20 protein-coding genes are annotated in these 18,604 nt (G+C 74.0%); 2 read left to right on the top strand and 18 right to left on the bottom strand.

Going from position 1 to position 18,604, the window contains the following annotated elements; all coding sequences use genetic code 11:
• Positions 1 to 254 precede the first annotated feature (254 nt).
• The 3 genes from EDC03_RS02950 to EDC03_RS02940 are packed head-to-tail and all read right to left on the bottom strand — an operon-like array spanning position 255 to position 1,413.
• The gene (locus EDC03_RS02950) at positions 255 to 923 is read right to left on the bottom strand and encodes a hypothetical protein (RefSeq protein ID WP_123378641.1); all 669 of its coding nucleotides are present in this window, start codon (positions 921 to 923) and stop codon (positions 255 to 257) included.
• A 41-nt stretch (positions 924 to 964) separates the two neighbouring features.
• Positions 965 to 1,213 carry a helix-turn-helix domain-containing protein gene (locus tag EDC03_RS02945; protein ID WP_123378640.1) on the bottom strand — a complete coding sequence of 83 codons (249 nt, stop codon included), beginning with the start codon at positions 1,211 to 1,213 and terminating at the stop codon, positions 965 to 967.
• A 17-nt stretch (positions 1,214 to 1,230) separates the two neighbouring features.
• Positions 1,231 to 1,413 carry a hypothetical protein gene (locus tag EDC03_RS02940; RefSeq protein WP_123378639.1) on the bottom strand — a complete coding sequence of 61 codons (183 nt, stop codon included), beginning with the start codon at positions 1,411 to 1,413 and terminating at the stop codon, positions 1,231 to 1,233.
• Positions 1,414 to 1,542: 129 nt separating this feature from the next.
• On the opposite strand from EDC03_RS02940, the gene EDC03_RS02935 reads away from it, so the two are divergent.
• Both EDC03_RS02935 and EDC03_RS02930 read left to right on the top strand, forming a co-directional pair.
• Positions 1,543 to 1,779, top strand: a complete 237-nt coding sequence (locus tag EDC03_RS02935) for a hypothetical protein (RefSeq protein WP_123378638.1) — start codon at positions 1,543 to 1,545, stop codon at positions 1,777 to 1,779.
• Between the two features lie 101 nt (positions 1,780 to 1,880).
• Positions 1,881 to 2,342, top strand: coding sequence for an excisionase family DNA-binding protein (locus tag EDC03_RS02930; protein ID WP_123378637.1), 462 nt, complete (start codon positions 1,881 to 1,883; stop codon positions 2,340 to 2,342).
• A 48-nt stretch (positions 2,343 to 2,390) separates the two neighbouring features.
• On the opposite strand, the gene EDC03_RS02925 is transcribed toward EDC03_RS02930, so the two are convergent.
• The 15 genes from EDC03_RS02925 to EDC03_RS02855 form a co-directional block, all read right to left on the bottom strand.
• Positions 2,391 to 3,620, bottom strand: a complete 1,230-nt coding sequence (locus tag EDC03_RS02925) for an ATP-binding protein (protein ID WP_123378636.1) — start codon at positions 3,618 to 3,620, stop codon at positions 2,391 to 2,393.
• A gap of 158 nt (positions 3,621 to 3,778) precedes the next feature.
• Entirely contained in the window at positions 3,779 to 4,366 is a 588-nt protein-coding gene (locus EDC03_RS02920; protein WP_148057994.1) for a hypothetical protein, read from the bottom strand.
• On the bottom strand, positions 4,363 to 5,541 hold the full coding sequence (locus tag EDC03_RS02915) for a peptidoglycan-binding domain-containing protein (RefSeq protein ID WP_123378634.1): 1,179 nt from the start codon (positions 5,539 to 5,541) through the stop codon (positions 4,363 to 4,365). The genes EDC03_RS02920 and EDC03_RS02915 overlap by 4 nt, the downstream gene beginning before the upstream one ends.
• A gap of 69 nt (positions 5,542 to 5,610) precedes the next feature.
• Positions 5,611 to 5,949, bottom strand: coding sequence for a putative phage holin (locus EDC03_RS02910; protein WP_123378633.1), 339 nt, complete (start codon positions 5,947 to 5,949; stop codon positions 5,611 to 5,613).
• A complete protein-coding gene (locus EDC03_RS02905) occupies positions 5,946 to 6,140 on the bottom strand; it encodes a hypothetical protein (RefSeq protein WP_123378632.1) in 195 nt (64 codons plus the stop codon). Before EDC03_RS02905 ends, EDC03_RS02910 begins: the two co-directional genes overlap by 4 nt.
• On the bottom strand, positions 6,130 to 6,564 hold the full coding sequence (locus tag EDC03_RS02900) for a hypothetical protein (protein WP_123378631.1): 435 nt from the start codon (positions 6,562 to 6,564) through the stop codon (positions 6,130 to 6,132). The genes EDC03_RS02905 and EDC03_RS02900 overlap by 11 nt, the downstream gene beginning before the upstream one ends.
• A gap of 10 nt (positions 6,565 to 6,574) precedes the next feature.
• Positions 6,575 to 6,886: a hypothetical protein gene (locus EDC03_RS02895; RefSeq protein ID WP_123378630.1), complete on the bottom strand. Its 312-nt coding sequence runs from the start codon at positions 6,884 to 6,886 to the stop codon at positions 6,575 to 6,577.
• Entirely contained in the window at positions 6,877 to 8,427 is a 1,551-nt protein-coding gene (locus EDC03_RS02890; protein ID WP_123378629.1) for a hypothetical protein, read from the bottom strand. Before EDC03_RS02890 ends, EDC03_RS02895 begins: the two co-directional genes overlap by 10 nt.
• A 3-nt stretch (positions 8,428 to 8,430) precedes the next feature.
• The gene (locus tag EDC03_RS02885) at positions 8,431 to 8,859 is read right to left on the bottom strand and encodes a hypothetical protein (RefSeq protein ID WP_123378628.1); all 429 of its coding nucleotides are present in this window, start codon (positions 8,857 to 8,859) and stop codon (positions 8,431 to 8,433) included.
• A 75-nt stretch (positions 8,860 to 8,934) separates the two neighbouring features.
• On the bottom strand, positions 8,935 to 11,868 hold the full coding sequence (locus EDC03_RS02880; protein WP_123378627.1) for an Ig-like domain-containing protein: 2,934 nt from the start codon (positions 11,866 to 11,868) through the stop codon (positions 8,935 to 8,937).
• A gap of 11 nt (positions 11,869 to 11,879) precedes the next feature.
• On the bottom strand, positions 11,880 to 12,929 hold the full coding sequence (locus EDC03_RS02875) for a hypothetical protein (RefSeq protein ID WP_123378626.1): 1,050 nt from the start codon (positions 12,927 to 12,929) through the stop codon (positions 11,880 to 11,882).
• A gap of 1 nt (position 12,930) precedes the next feature.
• Positions 12,931 to 14,031, bottom strand: a complete 1,101-nt coding sequence (locus tag EDC03_RS02870; RefSeq protein WP_123378625.1) for an Ig-like domain-containing protein — start codon at positions 14,029 to 14,031, stop codon at positions 12,931 to 12,933.
• A 28-nt stretch (positions 14,032 to 14,059) separates the two neighbouring features.
• Complete coding sequence (locus EDC03_RS02865) at positions 14,060 to 15,895, bottom strand: hypothetical protein (protein ID WP_123378624.1); 1,836 nt, start codon at positions 15,893 to 15,895, stop codon at positions 14,060 to 14,062.
• Positions 15,896 to 15,964: 69 nt separating this feature from the next.
• Positions 15,965 to 17,023 (bottom strand): hypothetical protein, encoded by a 1,059-nt coding sequence (locus EDC03_RS02860; protein WP_123378623.1) that lies wholly within the window; start codon positions 17,021 to 17,023, stop codon positions 15,965 to 15,967.
• A gap of 2 nt (positions 17,024 to 17,025) precedes the next feature.
• Positions 17,026 to 18,570, bottom strand: coding sequence for a Gp37-like protein (locus EDC03_RS02855; protein ID WP_158674179.1), 1,545 nt, complete (start codon positions 18,568 to 18,570; stop codon positions 17,026 to 17,028).
• Positions 18,571 to 18,604 lie beyond the last annotated feature (34 nt).

Below are 18,604 nucleotides of genomic sequence, written 5' to 3'. Positions count from 1 at the left end.
CCGGGCTCGTCGCCACGGGCGCCGGAGGCTCGTCGCGGCCGGCGACGGGTCGCTCGCCGAGCGGTACGCCGCGGCCGCGCTTCGGATGCATCCCGCCCGCCATGCGCTGGGAAGGTAGAGGCGACCTCTGTCAGCAGGTCCCGAAGATCGGTCGGGCTAAGAGGACACTGGTGCTGTGCACCGCTAGTGGGTGGTGGCAGCCGTCGTCACGGCACTGCTGGCCGTCGAAGCCGGCACCCCGGTCGGCTACGCCCTCATGGCGCTACTGGCGGTGGTGTGTCTGGTCGGGGTGGCTGTGACCTCGCCCGCTCCTCTGCGAAGGCCTGACGGACAGCCTCGACGACCGCTTCGGTGACGGCGTCCGGCTCGTTGCTCTGCCGCCGAGACTCTTGGACGGCCTCCTCGACGATCTCGTGCACGCGATCTTCGTCGACCCCCGTGCGGCCCACGTAGGCGGTGACCAAGGGCACGACCACGCTCACAAGGAGCGTCAGCGCCGCGATGACAGCGGGGGCGCCCTTCCACTCGAAGAAGCGCTTGAGGTGCTGCCCCAGCTCTTCGTCGGTCTTCGTCACGGTCCGGATGGCCGCCTGCGGGGACCGCTGCTGACGAGCGGCGTTGAGGGCGAGCGCGACGTTTGCGAGCCGCTCGAGGTCGTACTCGGGGCGCGACAGCAGGTTGAGGGCCGTGCTGGTGAACTCGTAGATGCCGTCGATGATCGGCGAGTACAGGTCGCAGTCGGGGCACTGCGCCTGTGAGTCGTGGATCTTGATGTCGCGGACTCCGCGGCGCAGCAGGATGCGGGTAGGGAAGAGCTGCTCGCAGTTGGCGCACCACGTAGGCACGTGCGCGTGCCAGAACTTCAGCTCTTGGCAGGTGGGGCACCACACCTGCAGCTGCTTCTCGAGCGCGTCCCCCGTCACGTCGGTGACCGTATGCCGTGCTCGAGCGTCGTGCGGGCGAGCTATGGCGGCGGCGCGGCAGCAGGTGGCGCGCCGCGGTCACGGCGCAGGACGCCGCGGCGCTGCAGCAGGTAGCGGATGGCGCCGTGGGACCGGTCGGTCAGCTCGGCGATCTCGCGCAGTGAGCGCCCGGCGGCGTACTCGGCGAGGACGAACTCGACGAGGTCCGGGTCGGCGCGGCGGCCGCCGTCGCCGCCCGTGCCGGCGAAGCGGGGGAGGGGCCGAAGAACCGGCCGGCCGGGGTAGGGCACGAGCGGAGGGCCGACTCTCAGGCGACGCCGGGGGCGGCCGCGGCGATCTGCCCGGCCCACCACTCGGCGGCCGCCGTGCGGGCGCCGAGCCAGTCCCGGACGCCGAAGAGGTACGCGGCGCCAGCGCCCGCGAACGGCAGGCCGTAGCCGACGAGGAGCTGCGCCGTGCGGCGGCGGGCGCTGACACGCGTGCGGGGCATGGCGCCATCGTCACGTCACGCGAGCGCGCCCGGGTGCGCTCGACATCACGTCACCCGTCCGCCCGTCGTCCTGTCAAACGACAGGAAGGCTGGTATGCTCGTCCTGTCAGCAAGCGAGAGGGGGTGATGATGATGGACAAGGACCTCAAGAAGATCGTCGAGGCCATCGAGGCGGCGGGCTACACCACGGAGACGCTGAAGAGCGGGCACGTGGAGGTGCGCGACGCCGACGGGCGCAAGGTGACGACCTTCGCGGGGACCGCGAGCGACAGGCGGTCGACGCTGAACGCGCTGGCGCCGCTCAAGCGCCGCGGGTTCCAGTGGCCGCCCAAGCCGCCGAAGCGGAGACGCGACGGCGAGCGGTAGCCCCCAGGGGCCGGAGGCAGAGCAAGTGCCTCCGGTCCCTGGGAGGTCCGGCCATCATCACCCCACCCCCGGCAGCCCCACCACCACCCAGGAGGCACACCGTGGCCACGTCCCACACCATCCGGCTCGAGCTCGGGCCCGCCGGCGCCCACCGCGAGGTCCCCGACGACCACGAGCGCCTGCTCGACTTCCTCGCCCTCTACTCGCCCGCCGTCAGCGTCACCGACGTCGGCCGGCTCGAGGTCATCGTCAGCCTGCCCGCCGACAGCGTCGGCCAGGCCGTCACCACCGCCCTCGCGCTGCTCACGCAGTTCGGGCGGCCCGACGTCGCGGCCGTCGAGGCGATGACGACGAAGGAGTTCGACCGCCGCGTCGCCCTCCCGCTCCTGCCCGAGCTGCTCTCGGTCACCGAGGCCGCCGAGCGCCTCGGTATGACCCGCCAGTCCGTCCTCGAGCGCATCAAGGCCGGCACCCTCGCCGCCACCCGCGTCGGCAGCACCTACGCCATCAGCGCCGTCGCCGTGGAGACCACCGCCCCGCGCCGCCAGCTCGCCGACCGCTGACCCAGCACGCAGAAGCGCCCCCGGGCCCGTGGCCGGGGGCGCTTCTGCTTAAGGCCCTTCAATGGCAGAGAAGCTGATCAGCCCATCCGAGATGCCTCGCATGAGCACGTACGGCTGCAACAGCGGGTTGCGGAAGCGGTATCGGTAGCGGCGCGGCTCACCTTCTTTGATGAGAACCGGCCCTCTCTCGTTGGCCAACTTGTTGAGGTGCGGCCCGAAGGCGGGGATGCCGACCTCTCTCCCCAGAATCGTTGTGAGGGGAGCGACCAGCGCCTTGGCCGTGAAGAAGCCTCGGTCATCTGGAGTCGCCAAGGCACAGGCCAGTAGCACCGACGGGTACAACGTCGTCTCACGATTTGATGTCACCGCGTGGTAATAGGCGGACGACACGGTTACGAGAGAGGCGTCGAGCGCCTGCGAAATGGCGACAGACACGTCGCCGTCCTCCACGCGGTCCCGCCCGGCGTTCAAGGCAGCTAGCGCCGCCTTCTGTGCTAGGGAGTGCACGAAGTGCGGCAGCCCTTGGGACAGGAGCGCGATGCGCTGTGCGGCAGAGTCGTCGATCGACATCTCAGCCGTGCTGAGGCCAGTACGAATGATGTCCAGGCGCTCGGACACGATCATGCGGGGCATCGGCACTTGCACAATGTTCCGATTAATGGACTCGTGAGCGGAGATGAGACCCGTGACGTCCTCGGCAACGCCGACGAGCACGACGGTAACGTTGACGCCCTGATCGGAAAGCATCTTGATCGTCTCGGCGGTTCGCTGACGCACTTCTGCGCTAGTGATTACGTCAAACTCGTCGATGAAGACGACGGTCGGCGCCACGCGTCCCAGCGCCGTGAAGACCATGCGGAGGGTGTTCGAGTCGATGGCCCCGCTCATCTCCGATGCGTACGCCAGCGCGGTCGAGCTGCCCTCCTCGCCTCCCTCGGTGCCCTCGATGGTGAAATGGATTTCCGAGAGTACCTTCGTCCACATGCTCGCGTAGCTGTCGCCGCCGTCGCAGGTCACATGCGCCGTGAACATCTGCTCAGCCGTGGCGACGTCTCGGGACACCCGTGCAAGCGACGTCTTCCCTACGCCTCGCTCCCCGTAGATGACCGCATGCTGACCCCGCTGGAAGACGACCTCACGCAAGGTCGCCAGCTGCTCGAGGCGTCCGGCGAAGACCTCACGCCGATCGACCGGTGCGGAGGGGCTGAAGACGGAAAAGAGAGTCCTCCGTCGCATGTCCCGCACGTCCGCCGGGATCTCATTCCACTGGCTGTCCATGCCGCGGCCACCTCGTTCACTAGTTGGTCATCCTGCTCACTACAACCTAGCACTCGCTAAGTTCGGGCGATGGCGGTGTCGCACCGCAGTCAGCATGGACGCGACGAAGCGCCCCCGCCCCGGCGTGAGCCGGGGCGGGGGGCGAGGGCGCGCGCTGGTCAGGCGCCGGGCGGGGCGACGCTCTGCAGCACGCCGTCGTCGTCGAAGCGCAGGTCGGCCGCCGCCGCCGTGGTGACCGAGCCCAGCGACGCGGGGTCGAAGCGCTCCGTCACGCGCTGCTGCACGTCGCCGGAGCTCAGGCCCGTCGTCGTGGTGACGACCGGCAGCACGGTGATCGGCCCGGCGCGCTGCGCGAGCGTGAGGTCGGCCGGGGAGGCGTTCGGCACGACGACGACGCCGACGGCCGCGAGCCCGGCGAGCACGACGAGCAGCCACTCCGACAGCGTCACGCCGTCGGAGACGAGCACGACGAGCGCGTCGCCGGCGGCCACCAGGACGGCCACGCCGCCCTTGGCGTAGCGGCGAGCGCCCTCGGGCAGGTTCGGCACGAGGTAGACGCCGGCGGCGCCGATGACGGCCAGGCCGACGAGCACGAGCTCGGCGGGCGTGACGACGTCGTCGGTGAGCGCCGCGACGATCGCCGCCATGGCGGCCGCGGCGATGTAGAGCGCCGCCTTGGCGTAGACCTCGAGCTGCAGGACGGCGGGGCCGCGGGCCCCGGGTGCGGCGTGACGGGCAGGGGTCATGACCACTTCTCTCCGTGGGGCCAGGTGGCGGGGCCGACGACCCCGTCGGGGACGAGGCCGCGCTGACGCTGCAGCGTCTTCGTCGCGGCCTCGGTGTCGTCGCCGAAGCGACCCGGCTCGTCCGAGCCGATGCGGTACAGGCCCTGCGCGGCGAGCGCGCGCTGCCACTTCTCGACGCCCGCGTGGTAGGTGCTGGAGTTCCGGGCGCGGCTGAGGCCGCGGTCGGCGGTGAAGGCGCCCAGGCGCGGCAGAGCGGGCTTGGCGGTGACCGGCGGGCGCGGCGCCGGGGCGGGGGCCGGCTTCGGCGCGGAGTCGGCAGCGGCCTTGTCGGCGCGCCACTTCACCCAGCGGCCGTAGTGCTGCCACGTCACGGCGTCGACGACGCCCGTGACGGGCACGCCGACGGTCTCCTGCACCCGGCGCACGCCGGCGACGGTCGCGGGCCCGTAGGAGCCGTCCTCGGCGACGCCGGCCCACCGCTGGACGGCCAGGACGTCGGTGCCCTTCATCGTCGGCGAGGTCTGCCGCAGCTCGCGGGTGCCGACCTTGACCGGGGTGATCTCGGGCGCCGGCGCGCGGCCGGCCTCGACGCGGACGATCTCGGCGAAGAACTCGGCGAGCGGGAAGGCCGCCCGCGAGCTCGTGCCCGGGTCGGTGCGGCGGCCGGGGTCGCGGTCGCCGTGGTAGACGAAGCCGGAGACGCCGCGGTCGCTCTCGGCCTTGCTGATGCGGCGCAGCGCGACGAGGGGGTAGCCCTTCGACCGGCGCCAGTCCTGCTGCGCCTTAAAGGCGAGCGCGCCCTGGTGCAGGAAGGCGCGGCGGCGGCCCTGGCTCATCTTCGACCAGTCGGTGGTGCGGCAGGCGAAGGAGATGGACAGCGACCACGGGTTCGAGCCGGTGCCGTCCTGGTAGGCCTCGTCGCCGTAGTAGACCAGCTGCACGCGGGAGTCGCTGTCGACCAGGTCGTGGTAGCTGCCGGGGTCGGTGCGGCCGACCATGAAGCGGGCGACGTTCTCGGCGCCGGTGTCGTCGCCGACGGCGTCCATGACCGACTCGGCGGTGTGCACGACCGTGACGGGAGCAACCTTGCCGCGGACCGGAGACCGGTCGAGGCGGCGCGGGGAGCGGTACTGGCGGCGGCGTGGCTCGTGCTGCCGCAGGTAGGCGGTGGCCATGCGGGCCCTCCTCGGGCATGGGTGGGGGCCGGCGCCCGGGGCGGGCGTCGGCTGCTGGCGTGGGGCGGGTCAGCCGCGGGTGCGCGGCTGCGTGGTGCGGCGGCGGCTGCGGGCGCGGACCTGCTTGCAGATCTCGGTGAGGAAGGCGCCGCCGGCGAGGACGGCCAAGCCGTAGACGGCGATGCGCACCAGGGGGCGGGCCGGGTAGGGCCCGAGCAGCTGGGTGGAGGCGACGAGCAGCAGCGTCAGCGCCCACCCGCCGCCGAGGAGGATGAGCAGCCGTCCGGCGCCGGAGCGCAGCGGCCGCGCTGCGACGAGGTAGGCCGCGAGCGCCAGGACCAGGAGGACGGCGCCGAGGTAGAGCAGCTCGGGGAAGGATCGGTCTGCGAGGTCGAGCAGCTGGCTCACGGGGTGCGGTCCTCCCGACGCGGCGGGTCGTTGAAGGTCATGCGGATGCTGGCGGCGAGGTGGTTGACCTCGCGGACGTCGGCCATCCAGGCGGCCATGCGGGCCAGCGGCCCGCCGCGCTGCTCTTCGACAGCGCGCTGGGTGCGGGCTCGGGCGACGCGGGCGGCCGCGAGCTCGGCGTCACGATCCATCGGAGACCGCCTCGGGTGGCGGCGGCGGTCGCCGGCCGGAGGTGGCGTCAGGGATGGCCGCCACAGCCGCGGTGGCCCCGCGCGCGACCTCGAGGAACTGGCTGACTGCCTCGACTCGTCCACGCTCGCTGGCCTCCCAGGCCTCGCGCCACTCCGTGCTCGTCGCATCAGCTCGGGTGAGCTGGGCGTCCCGGTCCTCGCGGATGGCCTCGACCCGCAGGTCGCGGTCGGCCTGGGCCGCAGCGACGGCCTCTGCCGCCGCCTGCTCGACCGACGCCTGCCGTGCCGTCCAGGCCGCCTCGAGGCGGTCGACCGAGCTCTTCGTGAACAGCCGGCCGGTGGCCAGGAGCACGAACAGCACGGCGACCATCCCGGCGGTACCGAGCCCGTCGAAGACCGCCGGCCAGGGGATGACGTCTTCCACGCCGCCCCCCTTAGGCCGTGGCCGCGGTGACGTCGATGCGGCCCGTCCGCTTCGGCAGGTACTCGTCGCCCGGCTCAAGGAGGACGTAGACGTCGTAGACCTCGCCCGGGCGGGCGTCGCTGAGGTCGCACCACACGGCGACGTCGAAGCCGCCGAGCGGGCTGACGTCGACGACGGCGTCGGCCCACGCCTCGGCCGGGGGCGCGGTGCCGCGCAAGGCCACGGCGCCCTTGGCCTTGACCTCGGCGAGCGGCACGGCCTTGCCGCGGGTGGGCGTGAGCTCGTGGTGCGCCCACGCGCGTGAGCCGGCTGTCAGCTCCATCGGTCTCCTCCGGGCTGGTGTGAGGGTGGGCCGAGGAGCCAGCCGGTCTCGGGCTCCTGCAGGTGCCAGGTGGGGCGGGGCGCGGCGAGCGCCCAGCCGGGCTCGGGCGGACCGATGGTGGCGACGAGGTCGCCGTCGGTCGTCGTCGGCGGCGGGAAGCGCACCGCCGTGCGCACGAGCGCCACCGCGGTGGCCAGCGCCGCCGCGAGGTGCTCGACCGTGCGCGCCGGCGTCGACCTCGACGACGAGGTCGCGGACGACGTCGACGTGCTCGGCCAGCCGGTCACGCGGGTCGCCGCGGCCGCCGGGCGGAGCAGCGCCGCGGCCGCCGCGAGCGCCCGGGTGGTCCGCCGGGCCCTGGCGGGCGAGGTCGCCGCCGCGGCGGCGGCCGCCAGCGCCCGTGCCGTGTGGCCGTGCCGTGCCGTCGAGGCGGTGGCCGTCGTCGCCCGCGAGCGCGGGGTCCGGCGGGACAGCGCCCGGCCCGTGCTGGTCGCGGCGGCCGCGGCGGCCGTGCGCAGGGCGCGGGCGGCGCGGTGACGGGCCGACGTCGTCGCGGTCGCGGCCGGCGCGCCGCGGCCGCGCCGGACCGGCAGCGCCCGGTGCTGGGTGAGAGCCCGGGCGGTGGCCACCGCGGGGGCCCGGCGGGTGGGTGCCTGCCGGGTCCTCGAGGTGGCCGTGGCCGGCGCCGCGGTGGGCTGGCGGCGGCGGGGCCGGGCCGTCGCCGTGCTGGCGGCGACCGCCCGGGACAGCGCGGCCGCGCGGCGCAGAGGCACCGACCGCCACGGTGCGACGGTCGTGGCGGTGCCGGCGCCGCGCACGGGCCGGCTGTAGTCGGCGACCTGCACGGCGTAGCGGTCCTGGGCGTAGGTGTCGTAGGCCGCGACGTCGGCGTCGGTGAAGCTGCCGAAGAAGGCGAGGTCCCACAGCAGACCGTTCCATGCCCGGTTGCCGTTGCTGGCCGTGGCGGGGTCCCACCCGACGTGCAGGATGCCGTCGGCACGGCGGGTGCCTGCGGCGCCCGCGGTCATCCGTCGGCCGTTGCTGATCAGCTGGGACGCGGCGCCGTCGAAGCGGCCGAGGACGGCGGTGCGGTTGCCGAGCACGGCGCGGTTCTCGGCCCCGTTGTAGGTGCCGCCGGCGAACAGGCGCCAGCGGGCCGGCGCTGCCTCCTGGGCGACGCCCAGCTCGCCGGCGGACCCGCCGCCCGAGCCGAGCGTCTTGGTGAGGGTCTGCAGCCGCCCGCCCTCGCGGACCATGACGACGGCGGCGATCGTGTACGGCTGGGTGAGCACCGGCATCGAGGCGGCTGCCATCGACAGCCACGTCATGCCGTTGCCGAGGAAGTTCAGCGCGGGGTAGCCGCCCGCCGCAGCGTCGCTGGCGGCCAGCACCTGCGGGCGGACCAGGCCGTCCGGCTGGCTCAGGACGGCGCCGGTGATGCGGTCGGCCCACCCGGCGACCGCGCCCATCTCCGCGACCAGGCCCTCGGTGGAGCGCCACCACAGCCGCGCCCCGAGGTCGGCCGGGGTCCGGACCGGCACGGGTCAGCTCGTGGTGACGGTGAAGGCCACCGTGACGTCGAGGAAGCCCGCCGAGTTGAAGACCTCGGGCGCCGGGACGGGCGTGCCGCCGGCGGGCAGCAGGGTGCCGTCGGCGGCGAGCAGGCGGCCCTGGTCGTCGCGCTTGACGAGCAGCTGCACGTCGGTGACCGAGCCCTCGCCGGTGGCCGTCTTGGTCGTGCGGGTGGCGGTGTGCGTCACGGTCGTGCCGGCGGGGATCGGCAGCCGGACGACGGTGCCCTGGGCGGTGCCGGCGACGGCGGCCGCGACCGTCGACTGCAGCCGCTCGTAGGTGCCGCCGGTGACCTCGGCGGCGCCGGTCGAGCCGGGCGCCGCGGTGTGCGCCGACGCCCACGCGCCGAGCGAGGCCCAGCGGTCGGCGAGGTTGTTGAGGACGGACGTGGGTGCGGTCATGCGCGTGCTCCTGTCGGCGAGCGTTTGGTGGGAGGGGAGGCGCGGGGGCCGTGGAGGCGGCCCCCGCGCTGGGCGTCAGGTGCTGGCGACGCCGTAGGTGGTGCGGGCCCACTCGAGGACCGCCGACCGCTCGGTCGTCGACCGGCCACCGGGCCAGGCCATGAGCCGGGTCACGCTGATGCGCGAGCGGTCCAGGAAGCCGTTGGCGTAGGTGCGGCTGGCCAGCGACCACGAGGCGAGCGCGAGGCCGGCGGACAGCGTCCGGCCGGAGAGCGAGCCGACCTGGACGCCGTCGACGCGCACGAGCGCCGGGGAGCCGTCGGTGCCGACCTCCCACTCCATGAGCACCCACCGGCCGAAGGGCACGGGCGAGGCGGGGGTGTAGGCGGAGTCGTTGGTCGCCACGACCGAGCCGCCGACGGTGCCGGAGGTCAGCGCCGTGTCGGTGGACAGCCGCGGGGCGCTGCTGTTCCACGCGCCGGTGGTCTGGTTCCAGTCGTCGGCGCCGGCCGCCGCGGCCGAGATGACGCCAGGGCGGTTGAGGCCGGTCTGGCCGTCGAAGCGGACGACCATGGCCACGGTGACCCGCTGCTGGCCGGCCGCGATGCCCGACGCTGCGAGGCGCAGGTACGCGCCCTCGAGCTGCACGGCCTTCTGGCCGCTGCGGGGCCCGGCGACGACGAGCGGCTGCAGCGCGGTCGACGGCTGGACGAAGTGCCGGCCGTTGCCCGTGGAGTCGTACAGCCCGGCGGCGGAGGCGCCCACGGTGCCGGAGGCGACCGCGTCGTTGTCGAAGAACGGCGCCGCGGTGACCGAGGGTCGGCCGCCGGTCGGCGTCGGGGTGGGCGCCGTGGCGACCGTGTTGAGCACCGCGACGCGCACGCTCTTGGTCGTCGACAGGCCGGAGGTGCCGTAGGCCGTGCCGGTGATGACGTACTCGCCGTCGGCCACCGACGTCGAGGCGAAGGACGGCACCGAGAAGGCGCCGTTGTCGTCGAAGCCGGAGGTCTTGTCCAGCAGCGTCGTGGTGGCGCCGGAGCCGTCGGCGCGGCGCAGCGTGACGACGACCCGGGCCAGGCCGCGGGTGTCGCCGGCCTTGCCCTGAATCTCCTTGTTGGTCATCAGGTAGGTGGCGTCGGTCGCCGCGGCGGACCCGTCGGCGTTCTTCGGGCCGCCGGCGAGGGTGCCGGAGATGGTGGCCCGCTCGCCCGGGGTCTCGAAGACCAGCGACGGCGGGGTGATCGAGACGGCCGAGGTCGACGCGCCCGTCTCGTTGAAGCCCGACGTCGTGACGTTCGAGCCGACGTTGTTGCCGCCGACGGTGGGGCTCGAGCTCTTCCCCCCGAGGAAGGTGAAGTCCCGCATGACCAGCGAGAAGGTGCCCGGGCCGAGCACGCGGATGGCGCTGCGCAGGGGGTGCGCGTCGCGGATGGTGACCGACTCCATGACCACGTTGGTCACGGCCGTCTCGGTGGTGGGGTTCCGGCAGAACACCGAGCCGTGGTCGACCTTGGGGTGCCAGTTGCAGCCCGAGAGCCGGACGTCCTGGATGAGGACGTTCTGGGAGACGACGCGGGCGTTGGACCCGCCGGGCACCTCGGGGTCGACGATGATGCCGGCGGCCGCCGAGGCGGTGACGTCGAGGCCCCGGACGAAGACGTCGCGGCCGGCGATGACGGCCAGGCCGCGGCCGTGGGCGTTGGGGCCCACGCGGTGGCGGTGCACCTCGATGTGGTGGGGCTGGGCGTCGATGGAGTCGCGCTTGTCGTAGTGGACGATCGCCACGCCGTCGTCGCCGTGGTCGTCGGACTCGCAGTCGACGAAGGCGCCGTAGGAGGACCCGCCGGCGTTGTGGATGGCGTCGGCCTTGGACCCGGCGAACCGCACCCGGTTGAGCAGGTAGTTGACGGCCTTGACGTAGGCGAAGAAGCCCGCCGCGCGGGCGCCCTCGAAGAGCAGGTCCTGGCCGCGGAAGCCGGCCGCGCCGAGCAGCGCGAGGGTGGCCATGCCGCCCTCGTTCTTGTCGCCGCGGCCGGCGACGCCGAGGGCGCGGAAGACGCCGAGCTTCTTGCCCTTGACCGCCGAGACGGCGTGCACGTTGCTCTTGGAGTAGACGCGCAGGCTGTGCTCGGTGTCGGAGTAGGACTCGAAGGTGGCGGGCGCGCTCGTCGAGGCGGTGCCGAACTTGATGCGGTAGCGCCCGACGGCGCCGGAGGCGTCGACGACCTCCTTGCGGATGTCGAGGTTGGACCGCAGCCAGGTGCCGGCGGGGATGAGGACCTCGTCGCCGTGCTGGACGGACCCGGAGGAGCCGAAGGCGGCGTTCCACGCCGAGGTGATGTCGCGGCCGGAGGCGGGCAGGTTCGGCAGCGTGTAGGAGCGGGTGGGCGTCCAGTCGGGGACGTCCATCGGGCCGGCGAGCGCGGTGGTGTTGACCCACGAGGGGGCGGCGGAGAACTGGCCGACCTGGACGGAGTTGTCGACGGTCGTGGTGATGCTGGCGCGGGACTCGTTGCCGGAGGTGTCGGTGGCGACGGCCAGCAGCGTCACGGCGCCGTTGGCGCCGGCGGCGGTGGGCCAGCGCAGCTCCCAGGTGCCGGCGGCCGCGTCGATGGCGGCGGTGCCGAGGTTGGTCGACCCGGCGAAGACGCGGACGTCGCGGACGGCGACGTCGTCGCTGACCGTGCCGCGGACGGTGACGACCTCCTGCACGGTCGCACCGGAGGTGGGGGCGGTGATGGCCACGACCGGCGAGGTGCGGTCGCCGGTGCCGTTCTGCAGGGCGGCGACCTGCTGGCGCAGCGCGGCGACGGAGGCCTCGAGGTCGGCGGTGCGGGCGAGGGTGACGACGTCAGCGAGCTCGAGCGCGTCGGCGACGGTGATGAGGGTGTCGGTGGCGCGCTGGGCGCGGAAGAGGTCGTCGCCGGCGGGGGCGGTGTCGGCGGGCCGCTGGGTGGGGACGGCGTCGCGGAAGGCCTTGAGCAGCGGGAAGCGGTCGATGAGCGCCACGTCGTCGTCTCCTAGTAGGTGAGGGTGCCGTAGGTGGCGCCGTAGGTGCCGTTGGTGGTGCTCGTGCCGCCGCCCTGGTACGTCGCGCCGATCGCTGCGCCGGTGGCGCCGTCGACGTTGGCCGAGACGGTGAAGCCGGCTCGCTGGGTGGCGTCGAGGTTGATCGGGACGACGTGGTTGGTCAGCCGGTTGCCGGTGACCGTGCCGGTGCCGGTGAGGTCGGCCGCGCCGTCGGCCTCGACGCCGAACTTTGTGTTGGACAGCCAATTGCGGTCGATGACCGCGCCGTCGGCGGGGTGCAGCGAGGAGATGAGGACCGCGGACAGGCACCGGCGGCCGGCGCCGGGGGTGACGGCGTCCTGGTCGCCGACCGTGGACGAGGGGGTGCCGTCGACGAGGCAGCCGCGGACGACCGCGCCCTTGCCGCCCTGCAGCTGGCCCAGGACGTCGTTGTGGGAGACGCCGTCGGCGTGCCGGGTGGTGGGGACCTTCCACATCGCGGCGAGCCGGGCGATGCACCCGAGCACCTGGACGCGGACGTCGTAGTCGGTGGTGCCGGCGTTGGTGTTGTAGGAGCTGAAGCCGTCGACGCAGTGCTCGAAGACCGACCGGCGGATCACGAAGTCGTGGCCGAGGACGCCCGAGGTGAACATCGTCGGCGTCTGCGGGCGGAAGAGGCTGTCCTCGACCTCGACGCCCTTGCACAGCGCGTGGGTGCAGTCGAGCAGCGCCTGGTCCGACGTCGGCGCCGTCGCGGAGCCGCGCAGCTCGCAGGCCTGGAACAGCGGCTGCCCCAACGAGGAGACGTCGCAGCGGACGACGACGCGGACGTTGAAGCGGACCCCGACGAAGGGCCGCGCGGGCACCTCGTCGATGAAGAGGGTCGTGACGTTCGGGTGGTCGACCATCGCCGTGCCGGCGGGGATGCCCGCGAGGCCGTCGTGGGGCTTGTCGACGCCGTAGACCATGGCGAGGCGGGCGGCGCGGCCGCCGCCGGAGGCGACGGTCAGGCGGCCGATCGCGCCGGTCAGGAGCCGGTCGAGCTGGCGGAGGTCGCGCACGTCAGAGCCCGTTCGCGTCGAGCCAGGCCAGCACCACGTCGAGGTCGGCGTCCATCTGCGCGATGTCGCGCGGCCGGTCCCGAGGTGCCAGCGCCAGCGGGGTGAGGGAGCCGCCGGCGGAGCCGTTGGCGACGGTCGTCGAGCGGGTCGCCGAGGCGGTGTTGCCCGCGGTGTCCCGGGCGGTCGCCGAGATGGTCACCGAGCCGTTGCCGCGGGCGGTGGTGTCCCACGACCGGGTCCAGGTGCTCCCGGCGATGGTGGCCCGGCCGAGCGCGACGCCGCCGACGGTGACGTCGACGTAGTCCACGCCGACGTCGTCGGCCACGAGCCCGGAGATGGTGACCGTCCCGGCGACGACCTGGCCGCTGGCCGGCTCGGCGATGCTGATGGTCGGCGCCGTCGTGTCGGCGATGGACGGCTTGTTGACCGTCTTCAGCGCGAGCAGCCAGCCCATGCCGGAGCCGACGCTCCCGGCGGGCGTGTTCGCCGGCGGGCGCAACGTGCGGGTGCCGGTGGCCCCGGAAGGCACCTGCAGCGCCTGCGCGACGGTCAGGCCGGTGTCCGAGGCGCCGGTGGCCGTGTTGACCGAGCCCACCGTCGTCATCTCCGCCGGCGGCACGAGCCGGGTCGGGGAGGCGTCGGTGGTGTTGATGCTGGCGACGGCCAGCAGCAGCGTGTGCGACTCCGACGTCACGACCTCCGACAGCACGACCCGCGGGTCGGTGCTGGCCTGGATCAGCGTCGTGTACGCGCCGACGACGTCGACCAGCGAGCTGATCGGCGCGAGGTCCTGCGAGCGCGCCACGACGGCCGTGTGGCGGCCCGAGCCGCCTGCCCAGACCCAGGACGCTGCGGGGCCGCCGGAGGGCACCTCGTGGACGTAGACGCCGACCCAGCCGACGGTCGTCTCGGCGGGGTGGCCCAGCAGCACCCACCCAGACGGCGGGGCCGTGTAGGGCCCGGAGTTGTTGCGGCCGTGCACGACCGCGACGAGGCGGTCCCCGGCCACCGTCGAGGTCGGGCGGGGCACCGTGATCGACGTGCCCGAGGCCGCCGTCGCGCTCGAGGTGTCTCCGGAGCCGGTGAGCAGAGCGCCTGCCATGTGGTCCTCCTCCTGCTCGTCGGGCGGGTCAGGCGGCGACGAGGAAGCGCACGCGCGGGTCGGTCGTCAGGACCTGGTCGGCACGGGCGACCCGCACGGCGGCCGGGTCGATGAAGCCGTCGTACGTCCCGGCGCCGATGACGAGGGCGCGGTCGGCCAGCGACGAGGCCACGTGCACGACGGGCTGGTCGGCGGCGTAGGACGTCTCGCGGCGGGTGAGCTTGTGCCGCTCGAGGAGCAGCTGGGAGCCGCCCGTCACGACGACGAAGGCCCGGTCGAGCGCCGACGCGGTCGACGAGGGCGCGGCCATGGCGCCCTTGACCGACAGCGACGAGATGACGTGGCCGGCGCCGCCGGTGACCAGCAGCGCCTTGCCGTTGATGCGCGAGGAGTTCTGCGCGTCGATGGCGAGCTGGTCGAAGGTGGAGTTGTAGCCGCCCTCGATGGTCAGGCCCCACCCGGCGCCGCGGGCGGTGATCATGCACCGGCCGACGGTCGACTTCGACAGCATCGAGCGCATGAAGGGCGTGGCCGTCTGCGTCGACGTCGAGCTCGCGGCGAAGGAGTAGCCGTCGTTGCCGAAGACCGTCGTCTCGGAGCCGCCGAGGAAGATGGCCGTGTCGCCGATGGCCTGGAAGTGCGAGACGCCGGTGGCGAAGGAACAGCCGGTGACGTAGCCCCACCAGACGGTGGAGAAGTTCTTCCAGCCGCAGTCCTTGAACTCGCAGTACCAGAGCGTCTTCCCGGCGATGTCCTGCCCGGTCATGCTGTTCTTCGGCATCCAGTGCGTGGAGGCGCCGCCCTGGAACTGGATGCCGCGCATGGTGATGTCGCGCGGGGAGCCGTCGGACGGGTAGCTCTGGTTGGTCTGCGCGTCGGAGGGGAAGGCCAGGCAGGACGAGCCGGCGGGTCCCTGCCAGTTCCAGATGGTCCCGCGCTGGAACTCCCGCGCGGGGCCCTCGCGGCCGGCCATCGACAGGCCGCTGTAGAGCAGGATCGGCACGTTGGTGTCGATCTGCCGGGCCGGCAGCCGCACCGTCTTCGACGGCCGCCCGCCGTGCGACCGGTGGTAGGCGTTCATCGCCGTCACGCGGGCGTTGTCGTCGCCGCCGAGCTCGTCGAAGGAGACCTCGCCCACGGCGGCGAGCACCGCCGCGACGCTGGCTCCGCCCGTGCCCCCGCCGCTGCCGGCGGTGACGCCCAGAACCCGCAGCGCGTCCTCGACGGTGCCGCTGGCCAGCAGCTGGCGGCCGGCCGTCCCCGAGCCGTCGAGGTCCTCGAGCGCGGGCTTGTAGTCGCCGCGCTTCGCCGTCGTCGACGAGGTGCCGAGGGCGAGCGAGGAGGTGCCCGCTGCCAGCCGCGAGCGCATCTCCTCGCGGGTGGTGTCGCGCAGCAGCAGCTTGGCGAGGTCGCTGGCGCCGCCGAGGGTGTCGACCGTCGTCGTGCCGCCGCCCGTGCTCAGCCCGGACAGGCGCTGCTCGAGCTCGGCGTCGGTGACGTAGCCGCCGAGAGAGGCGAGCAGCCGCTCGAAGACCTGCTCGAGCGAGGCCGCGCGGGCCTCGGCGCTGAGCCCTGCCTCGATGGCCTCGGTCGAGGAGATCGGCAGCTGGACCGAGCCGGCGTCGAGGACGCCGGTGGGGCGGGCGGCGTAGAAGCCGGGGAAGGCGCCGGTGACCTCGCCGGTGCGCACGCTGTCGATCCGCTGCAGTCGCAGGTCGTACATCGGCACGACGGCGCCAGCGGGGCTCTCCCGCAGCACGCACGTGGCGCCGCGGGCGAGGGTGTCCTCGCCGACGGCGAGCGCGACGCCGCCGCCGTAGGTGTAGAGCGGGGTGCCGTCGGGGGCGAAGGTCGTCGCGGCCACGCGGGTCTCCTCTGGGCATGACGGAGGGGCGCGGGCCGCGGTCGCGGGCGCGCTGGGGTGGGGCGGTGGTCAGTCCGCGTAGACCGGGGTGGCGCGCAGGAGGTCCTGGACGATGGCGACCTCGCCCTGGGTGTCGCCGGAGCGCTCCGCGACGAGGTAGACGCGGGTCGCGCCGGTGAAGACCTGCGCCGTGGGCGTGGCCACGACCAGGCGGCGGGTCTGGGGGACGTCGGCCTCGGGGCCGGCGTCGCCGCCGATGATCGACTCGCCGAGGTTCGGCGCGTCGGCCGAGCCGGCGCGGGCGAAGTAGGCGAAGCGCGAGCCGGTGCCGCCGGTGCCGGCGACGAAGTTGAAGTCCAGGACGAGGCGGTAGGGCCGGTTCTGGTTGGGGACGTCGACGTAGCCGAGGAACTGCGTCGGGAAGGGCCACGAGCGCCACGACGGGTGCCCGGCGCTGCCGACCCGGTGGGTGCGGGAGGCGGGCAGCGACTCGAGCACGCCGCCGACGTACGTCGGGCCGAAGGAGCCCTGCACGGGGTCGCGCTGGCGCTGCCAGGTCCAGCTGCCGGCGACGAGCTCGGCGCGCCACAGCCAGGCCTCGCCGTCGAGCATGCCGACCAGGCCGGGCCCGGGGCGGCCGAGGCCGGACAGCGTCGGGGAGGTGCGCACCTTCGTGGTGCGGCGGCGGTGGTCGACGACGGCCTGCACCGCGGTGACGCCGCCACGGACCGAGAAGGTCGCCAGCCCCTGCAGCGTGACGACGCCCGGGACGCTCTGGGCGTCGAGCGCGGCGGCGAGTGCCTGCCCGTCGCCGGCGGCGGACTGCACGAGCACGAGGCTCGTGCTCTGGGCGGCGTAGTCACGGCGGACGGCGACGGTGTGCCAGACGAGCGCGGTGCCCGACGGTGCGGGTGCCTGCAGCTCGACGACGGCGTCGGAGACGTCGCGGACGCCCCAGCCGTACGCGGCGCCCGGCGCGACGGCCACGGTGCGCTCCTTGCCCGCCACGGGCGTGACGCGCAGGTCGGTGCTGCCCTCGACGCCGTGCTCGTCGCCCAGCGCCAGCTGCCACTGCGAGAAGGCGACGTAGTCGACCTCGCCGTTGTACCCGGTGCTCGTGATGGCCACGACTACCTCCTGCTCTGCTGCTGGCGGACGGCGGCGGCGACGGCTCCGACGACGCGCGCGACGTGCCGGATGGACGAGACGAAGCGGTCCTCGAGGTCGGGCGGCCGCTCACCGATCTGCGGGGTGAGGGTCAGCGCGGCGCCGGGCGCCCAGGCCCACTCCACGGAGCGGAGCCGCTCGACGACGTCGTCGACGCCACGAGCCAGGCCGAGGGTCACGCGGGCGCCGATGACCAGACCCGCCTTGCCGTAGGCGAACGTCGCCGTCTCCGACAGCGCCACGGAGACGCTCGCCTTCGGCGCACCCTCGGCGAGGCGGTCGCGCATCCGCGCGAGGAGGTCGGCCTCGTAGGGCGCGACCAGCGCGGCCGCGGCCGAGGCGGCGCGGCGAGTCTCAGCAGCGGCGACGTCCCGCTCACGGATGGCCTCGCGCACTCGGGACGTCTGCTCGGTGACGGTGTCGGAGTAGTCCTTGCGGGCGGCGGCGAGGTCTTCGGTCTTCTCGGTGACAACGTCGGCCGCTGCCTGCTTCTGCTCGGCGGTGGCCGTCGACGGCAGCCGGTCGCGGGCTGCCTCGGCGCGCACGAGAGCGACGTCGGCGGCCTGGACGCCGGCGTACTTCGCGCCCTCCTCGTGGCGCTGCTCGTTGCGCGCCTCGCCGTAGGCGGTGTTGGCGCGCTGCTCGGCCTCCTGGGCCTGCTCGAGCTCGCGGTTGGCCTCGTCGAGCTCGGAGCGGGCGTCGCGGGCGTCGACGAAGCGCTCGATCTCCCGGGCCCACGCCGCCTCGCGGTCGGGGTCGACGAGCGAGCGGAAGTCGCGGGCGACGCCCTCCCCGCCGCCGCCGGCGACCACGCGGGTCGCCTCGGGCGCCTCGACCCGCCCAGCGGAGGTGATGACGATGCCCGCCGCCTCCGTCAGCCGCTTCGGGTAGACGGTCCGCGGGACGACGTCGACGAGCAGCCCCGTGCGGTGCTCGGGCGGACCGGCGGGCCGCACGACGACGCGCAGGTCGGCCTGCTCGAGCGGGACGAGGAGCACCTCGTCGACACCCTCCATGCGGGCCACGACAGTCGTGCGGCGGCCGCGGCCGAGCGACGGCGCCACGAAGATCGGCACGCGCCGCGTCGAGCGGGCCACGTTCTGCCGGATCAGCGCCTTGGCGATGTCCTCGAGGAACCCGGTCATCCGCCACTGCTCACGGTTCTGCGCGGCCAGGGCGGCGGCCGGGACGGGCCAGGCGAGCAGGTCGCGCAGGACCACCTCGTAGTCCTCGATGTCGACGCCGAGCGCGCTGTCCGGCCCGCTGGTCGGCTCGGTGGCCTTCATCCACCCGCCGGACAGGTACTGCTCGTCGAGCGCGGGGTCCTCGCGGTGCACCTCGACGCGCGCGCCCGGCGCCTGCAGCTCGGCCGCCAGCCGGTCGTCGAGGTCGACCTCGAGGCGGACGGTCGACGGCTCGACGCCGTCGCGCAGCGTCCCGGAGACCAGCCGCGGGGCGCCCACCGAGCCGAGACGGCGCCCGACCCGGTTGTAGACCCACACGGTCATCTCGGGGGCCGCAGGGCGGGCTGCGAGCGCCGTG

The organism is Pseudokineococcus lusitanus (genome assembly GCF_003751265.1).
In the GTDB taxonomy this organism is placed as follows: Bacteria; Actinomycetota; Actinomycetes; order Actinomycetales; family Quadrisphaeraceae; genus Pseudokineococcus; species Pseudokineococcus lusitanus.
This window is presented reverse-complemented; position numbering and strand designations above follow the sequence as displayed.

Excerpts from the sequence above, each read along its gene's own strand:
- EDC03_RS02905 (WP_123378632.1), bottom strand. The coding sequence starts at position 6,140 with ATGGATCGTGACGCCGAGCTCGCGGCCGCCCGCGTCGCCCGAGCCCGC.
- EDC03_RS02940 (WP_123378639.1), bottom strand. The coding sequence starts at position 1,413 with ATGCCCCGCACGCGTGTCAGCGCCCGCCGCCGCACGGCGCAGCTCCTC.
- EDC03_RS02855 (WP_158674179.1), bottom strand. The coding sequence starts at position 18,570 with ATGACCGTGTGGGTCTACAACCGGGTCGGGCGCCGTCTCGGCTCGGTG.
- EDC03_RS02895 (WP_123378630.1), bottom strand. The coding sequence starts at position 6,886 with ATGGAGCTGACAGCCGGCTCACGCGCGTGGGCGCACCACGAGCTCACG.
- EDC03_RS02870 (WP_123378625.1), bottom strand. The coding sequence starts at position 14,031 with ATGGCAGGCGCTCTGCTCACCGGCTCCGGAGACACCTCGAGCGCGACG.
- EDC03_RS02915 (WP_123378634.1), bottom strand. The coding sequence starts at position 5,541 with ATGGCCACCGCCTACCTGCGGCAGCACGAGCCACGCCGCCGCCAGTAC.
- EDC03_RS02885 (WP_123378628.1), bottom strand. The coding sequence starts at position 8,859 with ATGACCGCACCCACGTCCGTCCTCAACAACCTCGCCGACCGCTGGGCC.
- EDC03_RS02935 (WP_123378638.1), top strand. The coding sequence starts at position 1,543 with ATGATGGACAAGGACCTCAAGAAGATCGTCGAGGCCATCGAGGCGGCG.
- EDC03_RS02920 (WP_148057994.1), bottom strand. The coding sequence starts at position 4,366 with ATGACCCCTGCCCGTCACGCCGCACCCGGGGCCCGCGGCCCCGCCGTC.
- EDC03_RS02925 (WP_123378636.1), bottom strand. The coding sequence starts at position 3,620 with ATGGACAGCCAGTGGAATGAGATCCCGGCGGACGTGCGGGACATGCGA.